The organism is Pseudomonas sp. (genome assembly GCF_026224925.1).
Classification (GTDB): domain Bacteria; phylum Pseudomonadota; class Gammaproteobacteria; order Pseudomonadales; family Pseudomonadaceae; genus Aquipseudomonas.
Window position 1 is genome coordinate 1 of record NZ_JAMFRV010000715.1, and the last position, 10,311, is coordinate 10,311.

The 10,311-nt window shown below is 58.9% G+C and carries 11 protein-coding genes; 6 read left to right on the plus strand and 5 right to left on the minus strand.

What is annotated here, in order from left to right; all coding sequences use genetic code 11:
- The 3 genes from M0974_RS29870 to M0974_RS29880 form a co-directional block, all read left to right on the plus strand.
- A partial coding sequence (locus M0974_RS29870; RefSeq protein ID WP_297845488.1) for a FadR/GntR family transcriptional regulator occupies positions 1-759 on the plus strand: 759 nt, incomplete at its 5' end.
- Between the two features lie 232 nt (positions 760-991).
- Positions 992-2,212: a pyridoxal phosphate-dependent aminotransferase gene (locus tag M0974_RS29875; RefSeq protein ID WP_297845489.1), complete on the plus strand. Its 1,221-nt coding sequence runs from the start codon at positions 992-994 to the stop codon at positions 2,210-2,212.
- The gene (locus tag M0974_RS29880) at positions 2,212-3,492 is read left to right on the plus strand and encodes a Zn-dependent hydrolase (protein ID WP_297845490.1); all 1,281 of its coding nucleotides are present in this window, start codon (positions 2,212-2,214) and stop codon (positions 3,490-3,492) included. The genes M0974_RS29875 and M0974_RS29880 overlap by 1 nt, the downstream gene beginning before the upstream one ends.
- A 50-nt stretch (positions 3,493-3,542) precedes the next feature.
- Here M0974_RS29880 and M0974_RS29885 read toward each other — a convergent pair whose 3' ends face one another.
- From M0974_RS29885 to M0974_RS29900, 4 genes are all read right to left on the minus strand, one after another.
- On the minus strand, positions 3,543-4,256 hold the full coding sequence (locus tag M0974_RS29885) for a GntR family transcriptional regulator (RefSeq protein WP_297845491.1): 714 nt from the start codon (positions 4,254-4,256) through the stop codon (positions 3,543-3,545).
- 183 nt (positions 4,257-4,439) lie between these two features.
- Positions 4,440-5,096 carry an amino acid ABC transporter permease gene (locus M0974_RS29890; protein WP_297845492.1) on the minus strand — a complete coding sequence of 219 codons (657 nt, stop codon included), beginning with the start codon at positions 5,094-5,096 and terminating at the stop codon, positions 4,440-4,442.
- Entirely contained in the window at positions 5,093-5,899 is an 807-nt protein-coding gene (locus M0974_RS29895) for an amino acid ABC transporter ATP-binding protein (RefSeq protein WP_297845494.1), read from the minus strand. The genes M0974_RS29890 and M0974_RS29895 overlap by 4 nt, the downstream gene beginning before the upstream one ends.
- 4 nt (positions 5,900-5,903) lie before the next feature.
- Positions 5,904-6,539: an urea carboxylase-associated family protein gene (locus M0974_RS29900; protein WP_297845497.1), complete on the minus strand. Its 636-nt coding sequence runs from the start codon at positions 6,537-6,539 to the stop codon at positions 5,904-5,906.
- 122 nt (positions 6,540-6,661) lie between these two features.
- Between M0974_RS29900 and M0974_RS29905 the strand changes: the two genes are divergently transcribed.
- Complete coding sequence (locus M0974_RS29905) at positions 6,662-7,597, plus strand: NAD(P)-dependent oxidoreductase (protein ID WP_297845498.1); 936 nt, start codon at positions 6,662-6,664, stop codon at positions 7,595-7,597.
- A gap of 17 nt (positions 7,598-7,614) precedes the next feature.
- Here M0974_RS29905 and M0974_RS29910 read toward each other — a convergent pair whose 3' ends face one another.
- Positions 7,615-8,514, minus strand: a complete 900-nt coding sequence (locus tag M0974_RS29910; RefSeq protein WP_297845500.1) for an AEC family transporter — start codon at positions 8,512-8,514, stop codon at positions 7,615-7,617.
- A 171-nt stretch (positions 8,515-8,685) separates the two neighbouring features.
- On the opposite strand from M0974_RS29910, the gene M0974_RS29915 reads away from it, so the two are divergent.
- Together M0974_RS29915 and M0974_RS29920 are read left to right on the plus strand one after the other, a co-directional pair.
- Entirely contained in the window at positions 8,686-9,606 is a 921-nt protein-coding gene (locus tag M0974_RS29915; RefSeq protein ID WP_297845502.1) for a LysR substrate-binding domain-containing protein, read from the plus strand.
- Between the two features lie 123 nt (positions 9,607-9,729).
- Positions 9,730-10,311: nitrilase-related carbon-nitrogen hydrolase (locus tag M0974_RS29920; RefSeq protein WP_297845503.1), on the plus strand; the 582-nt coding region annotated here is incomplete at its 3' end.

Below are 10,311 nucleotides of genomic sequence, written 5' to 3' on the forward strand. Positions count from 1 at the left end.
CCTCGGCGCCTCGGCAGCCGTATCGAGCCCGCAATGACTCAAACATCATTCACACACAGCAGCGGCGGCGTTTCAGGGTCGCTGTCCGACAACGTCTACGAGTACGTCTACCGCAATATCACAGATGGCGAGTGGGCGCTTGGTGCCCGACTTCCCACTGAAACACGCATTGCAGAAGTCTGCGGTGTATCCCGTTCAGTTGTGCGCGAGGCTTTCGTGCGATTGCGCGTGGACGGTATTATCACCAGCAACCGTGGCGTTGGCAGCTTCGTTTCCAGCCAGCCAAGCAAAACTGTGCTGACATACGCGAAACCTGGCAGCGTCGCTGACATTCAGCGCTGTTTCGAGTTTCGCGTTGGTATTGAAGGCGAGGCTGCTTATCTGGCTGCTCAACACGGCTCTGAAGAGCGCATCGCTGACATCAAGAGCAGCCTGGACGCCATGTGGCGCTGTATCGAAAATGATGGGAAGGACGCCCAGGACGCCGATATCCGCTTTCATATCGCTGTGGCCCGTGCGACAGAAAATGAGTACTACTTCACCACTGTCGAATCGGTGTCCCAGCCGATACTCATTTGTATCAATATTGCCAACGCGTTGAGCGCTTTGCCACCCGGCGAGCGGCTGAAGATGGTCTTTCAGGAACACCTGGCTATCTACGAAGCCATCGCCGCGCATCAACCCGAAGTCGCCCGCGAGAAGATGCGCGCCCATATCGAGGGATCACGTCGGCGATTGTTTGTGGGAGGCGACGCTTAGGCCATTACGGTCTGCACAGAGGTTGCGCACGGGTATTAACCTAGACGGCATACGGTGAATGCCCGGCGGCCATGAATAAGCGGTTTCCTTCCTAATCAGTCACTTCTTAAGTCGTGCCATTTTTGCCGGTTTTTCAATGGACTGAGCATGCAAGGTAATGGGCTCTTTACTTAAGGTATGACAGTAGTATCCCTCGGGTATACCATGCGTGTTTCCATTCAGCGAGACCTCCATGCGCAGCGCCTTGACCGAAAATCAACTTTCTTCCGTCGTGTCTCGTATCCGTCCCTCCGCCACAGCAGCCATAGCAGAGGCTGCGCGGCGCATGGCCACCGAGGGTCGCGCAGTCATCAGCCTGAGCACTGGCGAGCTGGATTTCGACACCCCCGAACACATTCAGCAGGCCGCCATCGACGCCATGCGTCAAGGCCACACCCGATATACCAGTGTCTCGGGCACCGCCGCGCTCAAGCAGGCGATTATCGGCAAATTCAAGCGAGACAATGGGCTGAGCTATACGACCGATCAGGTGATCGCATCCACCGGCGCCAAGCAGATTATTTTCAATGCGTTGCTGGCAACCCTTGAGCCCAGCGATGAGGTGATCTTTGTCGCGCCGTACTGGGTGTCGTACCCGGAAATGGTCTTGCTGACCGGCGCCAAACCCGTGGTTGTAACGCCTGAGGTAGGTGACGACTTCAAGCTCACACCGCAATCCCTGGCGGCAGCGTTGACCCCCAATACACGCTGGTTGCTGCTGAATTCCCCGGGCAACCCATCGGGCGCGTTGTACAGCGCTGAGGAATTACAAGCCTTGGGCGAAATCCTGTGCGATCACCCGCGCGTGTTGATCATGTCTGATGACATCTACGAGCCGATTGTTTTCGAAGGCCGCTTCACGTCGTTCGCCCAGGCCGTGCCTGACTTTCATGACCGCACTTTGACCGTCAATGGCGTGTCGAAAAGCCATGCAATGACCGGTTGGCGCCTGGGCTATGCAGGTGGACCCTGCTGGCTGATCAAGGGCATCGAACTGCTGCAGTCGCAAAGCACCACTAATCCTTCGTCGATCAGCCAGGCGGCTGCAGTTGCGGCACTGAACGGCCCGCAGGACTTCATCGCACACTGGTGCGAGCGCTTGCGCGTGCGTCGCGATCACGCGTTGGCGGTGTTCGCCAGCGCCCGGCCGCTGCTGAATGTCGCCTGTCCCCCGGCGGCGTTTTACCTGTATGTGGAATGCGCCGCGTTGATGGGTAAATGCACGCCTGCGGGCGACCTCATCGTGACTGATATCGACCTATGTCGTTATTTGCTGGAAGACGCTGGGGTGGCCGTGGTACCTGGCACGGCGTTTGGTCTGGCGCCGTATTTTCGGGTTTCCTACAGTGTCAGAGATGAAGATCTGGCGACCGCCTGCCAGCTCATCGTCGATGCCTGTCGGGCGCTGGTGTGATGGCGGGGTCGTCGCTGAAGGGCTTGCCAGATCCGGACTGGGCGCAGGCCGATGCCTTGCTTTCAACCTTGCGCGCATTGAGTTTCGATGGCGTCGGCATCACCCGGGACAGCTACGGCAAGGGTGAACAACAGGCCCATGATTTGGTGCGCAAGCAGGCCGAATTGGCGGGCTTGCAAGTGTCGGTCGATGCCGCATTGAATCTCTATATGACCTTGCCCGGACGTACCCCGCGCACGGCCGTGGTCATGACCGGTTCGCACCTTGACTCTGTCCCCCGTGGCGGCAACTACGACGGGGCCGCTGGTGTGGTGGCCGGGCTTGCGGTGCTGAGCGGCTGGAGCAAGGGCGGTTATCAACCGGAACACGACGTCACGGTCATGGCCATCCGTGCTGAGGAAAGCGCCTGGTTCCCGGTTTCCTATGTCGGCAGCAAAGCGGCTTTCGGACTGTTGCCACCCGAGGCGCTGCAAGCTCGACGCGCTGACACCGCACAGAGCTTGAGCGAACATCTGTTGTGTCTCGGGGGCGATCCGCACAGTTTGGCCACGCAAGTCCCGGTCCTGAATCCCGCGACAATCGACAGCTTTGTGGAAGTGCACATCGAACAGGGCCCTGTGCTGATTGATGCCGGTGTGCCGCTTGGCATCGTCAGCGGTATCTGCGGCAGCTTGCGTTACCGCAAGGCCAGAGTGCTCGGCGTTTATGCTCATTCCGGCGCCACACCGCGAAGCCATCGCCGGGACGCAGTGGTTGCGGTCAGCCAGTTGGTCGTCACGCTGCAACAGTTGTGGCAAAGCATGGAGCACGAAGGGTATCAACTGACAGTGACGGTGGGCCAGTTCGCCACGGACCCGGTTCAGGCTGATTTCAGCAAGGTGTCCGGGCAAGTGGAGTTCTGCATAGATCTGCGTTCGCAACAGCCATTAACCCTGGCCCTGATGGATGAGCGATTGCAGCGCGCTATGAACGAAATTGCTGCCGAACACGGCGTAACGTTCGACCTCGGGGAGCGTACGCAGAGCGCGGCAGGTGTGATGTCTGCGCAGTTGATCGCAGAACTGCACAGCGCTGCACAAATGATCGGGCTGCAAACACAGTCGTTGCCCAGCGGGGCTGGTCACGATGCGGCGGTGTTTGCCGGGCAGGGCATAGACACTGCGATGTTGTTCATCCGCAATGCCAATGGCAGCCACAACCCGGACGAGGCCATGAGCATCGAGGATTTTCGTGATGCGACGCGGGTACTGGGAAGGGTGCTCGCCAAACGCGCGGGGTGAAAGGGTCAGCACCGTATTGGGTGCTGACCCTTAGCGATGCTGCTGATTGATCAGAGCTGGCTAAAGCGGTTGATGATGCCTTGGCGGACACTGTCGATGTGCGCCGCAGCGGCTTTCTGCGCGGCTTCCGGATCGCCGGAGCGCAGCGCCTCGATGATCGTCAGATGCTCCTGATAACCGACTTTCAATGCTTGCACGATTGCCAGGTGCTCCTGATGAGCACTCTCAAAACGCTCGGGTGCAACACTCAGGTTGAACATGCGGGTTTTCAAACGCAGGGTTTCGATGTACTGCGTCAGCAACAGGTTGCCGCTGTAATGCGAGACCATCTGGTGCAGCTTGCTGTCAACGATCCAGTCTTCCTCAGCATTGGGTACTTCTGCTGCAAGCAGGCGCCGCACGCTGGCTTCCAGTTCATCGAGTTCGGCTATCGGTACGCGGCCCGCCGCCAGACGCGCAGCTTCAGCTTCCAGCGTACGGCGAACGTGTAGGGTTTCGATCAATTCACGGATGGAAAACTGCCGAACGACCAAAGTGCGTCCGGCGGTACGACTGATCAGGCCTTCGTTTTCCAGGCGGGTCAGGGCATCGCGAACAGGCGTACGGGAGATGTTCAGCAGTTCGGCGAGCCTGCGTTCCTGCAGGACGGTATTGGCGGGCAACTCTCGACTGATGAGCATCTGCAGCATCGCGTCGTAAGCTTTGGCGCTGAGATTCTGTTCCCGTTCACCGAGGAAGTCGGCCGTGGATTTGATCGGTTCCATAAGTCACTTCACACAAGGGGTATCAGACAAAAGTGGATTGGCAGCCGGTAAACGGGAGCGGCTGCCAATGACGGCCCGGATTTTACGCTGTGTCGCTCCTTGCGCGATAGCACGCGGCGCAACTTGCCTCGCATTACTGCGCCAGTGAGCGCACCGGGTCCTTGGGCGCCGGGCCATAACTGATCAGCTCAGACGAATCTGGCGGCGTTCCATCCACGACGACAATTGCGTCAGCATCGTGGTCAGGACCAGATAGATCACTGCGGTGGCTATGAAGAACTGGAATGGGCGGAAGGTCGTGGAAATAATCGTTTGCGCATACAGCGTCAGGTCGACCACGGTGATGGTGGACAGCAGCGAAGTGTTCTTCAGCGCGGCAATGGCTTCGTTGGTCAGCGGCGGCAGGATGATTCGGAACACCTGAGGCAGGACGATGCGCACCATGGTTTCCGGATGGCTCATGCCCAGCGCCTGTGACGACTCGAATTGTCCCTTGGGGATCGCCAGCAGCCCGGAACGAATGATCTCCGCCACGTAGGCGCCGCTGTTCAGGCCCAACGCGATGACCCCGGCCATGAACGGCGAGGGGTTGATACCCAGTTGTGGCAGCCCGAAGTAAATGATGAACACCTGAATCAGTGCTGGCGTGCCCCGGATGAACCACACGTAGAAGCTGGCGATGCCCCGGAACACCACGAAGTCGGAGCGTTTGCCAAGCACCGCCAGCAAGCCGAATACCCAGCTAAGGACGATGGTCGCCACCGTGATGAGCAATACTACCCAAGCGGCCTCCATGAAGCCGGCCCCGTAGAGAACGATGTCGCTGTACAACTGACTCATTCCGGTTTCTCCACGGCTGATGGGGTGATGTCTTCATGCAGGATGCGTTTGAGAAACTGGCGCAGACGTTCATTCTTCGGATTGCGCAGCACTTCTTCAGGCGGCCCGTCTTCGGCAATGCACCCTTGATCGAAATACAGAACGCGGGTGGCGACGTCGCGAGCAAAGGCGATTTCGTGGGTCACCAGCAACATGGTCATGCCTTCGGCTGCCAGTGAGGCAATTAACGCCAGCACCTCTCCGACCAGCTCGGGGTCTAGCGCCGAGGTCGCTTCGTCGAACAGCATTACCTTGGGTTTCATCGCCAGCGCACGGGCAATTGCGACACGTTGCTGCTGGCCGCCGGACAACTTGCCGGGGTACTGATGGCATTTGTCGAACAGCCCGACTTTGGTCAGCAGCGCTTCACCTTCTTTGATGGCCTGTGCCTTGGGCATTTTCAGCACGCGCATTGGCGCTTCGATTACGTTTTGCAGCACCGTCTTGTGCGGCCACAGGTTGTAACTCTGGAACACCATGCCGATTTGCGCGCGCAAGGAGCGCAGTTGATCGGTGGTCGGTTGTGCGCGAGCACCGTCGCGAAAATCGAAGGCGAACTCCTCAAACTCCATGAACCCCTGTTGGGGCATTTCCATGACGTTCAGGCAGCGCAGGAAGGTGCTTTTGCCAGACCCGCTGGCGCCAATGATCGACACCACTTCGCCAGGGTATACATCGAGCGCCACGTTCTTGAGCACATGCAGATCGCCGTAGCTCTTGCTCAGCTCTTTGATGCGCAACATCGGCTTGACTGCTTCGGTCATGACGTCAGTCCTGAGCGGGAAGAGGGTGGATGCACCAGGCGATGTCGCTGGGCTGACGACCGGCGCCGTTGATTGGCGTGATGTCCTGCGGGCACGCCGACAACACCACCAGCACGTCCATTTCGGCCAGCAAGGTCACGCTGTCACCGGCCTTGGAGCGTGGCGGTATACGTTGCACGCTGCCGTCTTCGGCCACCGGAACGTTCATGAACAGGTTCAGCGAGGCGGGCGTGTAGCTGCACCGAATGCCCTGTTCGGCCAGTGCTTCGTGGAAGTTGTCAGTGCAGCTGCGGTGATAGTCGGTGCAGCCCAGCTCTTTATAGATGGCACCGTTGCACGGGCACAGCAGGGTGTCGTGACGACCGGGCGAGCTGTCTTCGATCAGTTTGAGCATCGGTCGGCGCAGGTTGCTCACCAGTGTCATGCCTTTGTCGAAGAACATATTGCTATTGATCGAGCGGGTATGTTCCATCGCACTGCATTCGCTGGCGTCGGTCAGGTTGACGGCCCAGGCATCGACCACCTGATTACCGTGCAGGTTAATGACGCTGATGGCCTCACCCTTGCACAGCTTGATGGCGATCCCTCGCGTGGCCTTCAGGATTTGATGTAAATCATCAGTGGGCGATAAAAGGGGCATGTCGTCCTCTCTTGCTGGAACAGATCGCCGAAGGCTTTCGGTTTTGGTTGATTTTCGGTATACCGATGGAATGCAAGGTGAATGCCATTGTGTTGTCCCCACCGAAAACCAGCGAGAAAACCATGAATCAGTGTTTGATGCCGCAACCCATTCACGCCTCAGGGATAGAGATTTTGCGTGGCGCAGGCCTTGAGCCGCTGATAGGTGAGGAGGCTTGTCGGTTGGCTGACCCGGACAGGGTCGTGGCCGGCATTTTTCGCAGCAGCCGATTTGGACGCCCCGAGATGGAGCGCTTCAAAAATCTGCGGGTCATCGGGGTGCATGGCGCGGGCTTCGATAATATCGACCTGACGGCGGCGCAGCATTTCAACATTCCGGTCTTCAACACCCCCGGCCGCAATGCCCGCTCGGTGGCAGAGCACGCGATTGCCCTGATGTTCGCTTTGAGCAAACAGCTGCTGCAAAGCGACCAAGCGGCCCGGGCCGGGAACATGGCGTTCCGTTTCCGGGCACAGTTGCGCGAGCTGCACGGGCTGACCCTGGGACTGGTCGGTTTCGGGGCGATTGGCAAGGCGACCGCTGCGCTGGCACTGGCGTTAGGCATGCAGGTGCAGGTGTTTGCCCGCAGCGCCACCCACGAACAATTGAATGCACTGGGCATGCAGCGGGCAGACGGTCTCAAAGCGCTGCTCAATAGCAGCGATATCGTGTCGCTGCATCTGCCCTCATTGCCGCAGACCTATCACCTCATCGGCGCCGAACAGTTGCGCTGGATGAAGCCCTCGGCACTATTGATCAATACCGGGCGCGCGCCGTTGGTTGATGAAGCCGCATTGATCGATGCATTGCAGTCGGGGATCATCGCTGGCGCAGGATTGGACGTTTATGCCTTCGACAGCATGTCCGCCGACTACCCGCTGCTGCACTTACCCAATGTCGTGCTGACGCCGCACACCGGAGCATCCACTGAACAGTCACTGATTCGCATGGCCAACGCTGTGACCCGAGGCGTGGTCAAGGTGCTGGCCGGCGGGGAGCCGGAAGATCGTCTGGCCTAGCGACGTGACGTAGCGACTCAAATTCCGCTGTTGATCCACATCCACAACGGCAGGGTGATCGCCGAAAGGATGGTCGACAGGCAAATGACTGAGCTGGTTTTCTGGCTGTCGTCCAGCGAGCGCGCAAAGCCCAGTACGTTGACGCCGCAGGGATTGGCCGCCATCAGCACCAATACGCCACGTGGCATGCCGTCAATGCCCAGCAATACGCAAGCCAGCAGCACCAACAGCGGCATGGCAACCAGTTTGGCGAAGGTGATGCCCACGGCGTACACGCTTGGGCGCAGGCGATAACCGGAGAGGTTGGCGCCGAGGACAATCAGTGCGCAGGGCAGCGCCGCCTGAGCCAGCCAGTTCGCCAGTTGCAGGCTCCAGCCGGGCAAAGTCAGGCCCGAAAGGTTAACCGCTACGCCAAGCAACAACCCGATGATCATCGGGTTGGCCAGGCTCGACACCAGCGTTGCGGGCTTGAACGGTTCGGTGCCAGCGACGCTGTTATAAAGGCTCTGGAAACTGAACAGTAGCAAACTGTGCACGGCCAGCACCGTGAACAGCAGCACCAGGCCACCGCTGCCGAAAAGGCTGGCAACCATGGGGATGCCGATCAATGCGTTGTTGCCGAACGCTGCGGTCAGTCCGAACGGGGTCGGGTGCTTGATAAAGCGGTGGGCAATCAGGTTGACGGTGGAAAAGATAAGCAGCGCGGGGACGAAGTACGCCACCAGCACCTTCACGTTCAAACCGTCGTGCAGCGGCGCGTTGACCATGCCGGTGAACAGCACCATGGGCATAAACAGTTTGAAAGCCAGGTTGCCCAGAGCCTTGTTGGTCTCGGCGTTGAGCGCGCCACGGCGGGCAAGCACATACCCGAGAATGATCAACAGAAAGATCGGCAGGATCGTTTGCGGGACAGGCACGGCGCAAGCCTCCAAAAAAAGTGCGCGCATTATTACCGCGTAAGTTCCGGGCTGTCAGCGTAAATGTCAGATTAATTTATGGATTGGCATACTAATTGCTAAGACCCTATAACGTATTGTTAAGCGTTGGCCGCTGTGCGGGCGCAAAAAAACTTCAGCGAGGGAAGTTGAATGCAGTCGCTCAATCTGCGGCAAATCGAAGTGTTTCGTGCGGTGATGATCACCGGTTCAATCAACGGTGCCGCGCAATTGCTGTTGGTCTCGCAGCCCGCCGTAAGCCGTATGCTCTCGCATACCGAGGCGCGCATCGGCTTTCAGTTGTTTGAGCGGGTCAAGGGACGGCTGTACCCATCGCCCGAGGCCAGGCGTCTTTTTACCGACGTCGAGTCGGTGTACCGCGACATCCAGCGGGTCAATACCACGCTGCATGATTTAGTCCAGCAACGCCATGGCGTACTGCGCATTGCCAGCAGTCCTAGCTTGGGGCATCAATTGGTCCCCGATGCGATAGCCGCCTTCAGGCGGTGCAACGCTGACATCCGTGTCAGCCTCGAGTGCCTGCGTCACGTCTTGCTACGCGACCGCTTGCTTGATCAACAGGCAGACCTCGGTATCTCGCTGTTCCCCATCGATCACCCCAACCTACGTGCCGTGCCGCTGAGTGACATTCGGGTCCTGATAGTCTGTCCTGCCGATCATGAACTGACCCGCGTGCCGGTGGATGAGTTGCCCCAGGCCCTGGCTGATTCGCCTTTCATAGGCTATCCAGCCGACACGCCGTTCTTCAGCGTCATGAAGCCCGCGTTCGAGCGCGTGGGGCTGCCGTATCGCCCGGACATCGATGTCGACTCGCCCCATCACGCCTGTGCACTGGTAAAAAACGGCGCAGGTTTCTCAGTAGTCGACGAGATTTCCTATCGCGCCTCAGGCACCGAGCGGATGGCGGTGCTGCCAATTCTTACTGACGAGCGCCTGACGGTCAGCCTGGTACATCTGCGTCGTGAACCGCTGGCGCAATTCGCCCAAGGCTTCGTCGAACACTTGCGCAGCACCCTTGGCGGGAGCGGTTTTGAACTGTTCAGCATGGATTAACAAAAGGTTAATCGTCAGCGACGTATTGGCATGCGACAGCAGGCTTTGACCCTCCCACAATGGCCCCACGCATTACAACAGGGTTTGCCGGCACCGAGCCGGTCTTGTAGGAGGACATGCGCCATGCGCGAAATCATCATCGGCGGCGCCCAGTTGGGAGCTATCCAGAAAACTGACTCCAGAGCCACTGTGGTCCAGCGCATGCTGGTACTGCTGGAGCAGGCCCAACAACAGGGTTGCGAACTGGTGGTGTTTCCGGAGCTTGCGCTGACGACGTTTTTTCCGCGCTGGTTCATGCAGGATCAGCAGGAAGTCGATACCTGGTTCGAGCGTGAAATGCCCAGCGACGTAACACGCCCGCTGTTCGACTTCTCCCGTGAGCACGGCATCGCGATCTCCTTTGGCTACGCCGAGTTCACCCCCGAAGGACGCCATTTCAATACCTCGATTCTCACCGATCGCCAAGGCAACATCGTTGCTAAGTACCGCAAGGTGCATCTGCCGGGGCACGTTGAGTTCGACGCCGGCCGCGATTTTCAGCACCTGGAAAAACGTTATTTCGAACCCGGCGATCTGGGCTTCCCGACGTGGGAGACTCAAGGCGCGGTGATGGGGATGTGCATCTGCAATGACCGTCGCTGGCCGGAAACCTATCGGGTCATGGGCCTGCAAGGCGTCGAGCTGATCACCTTGGGCTACAACACC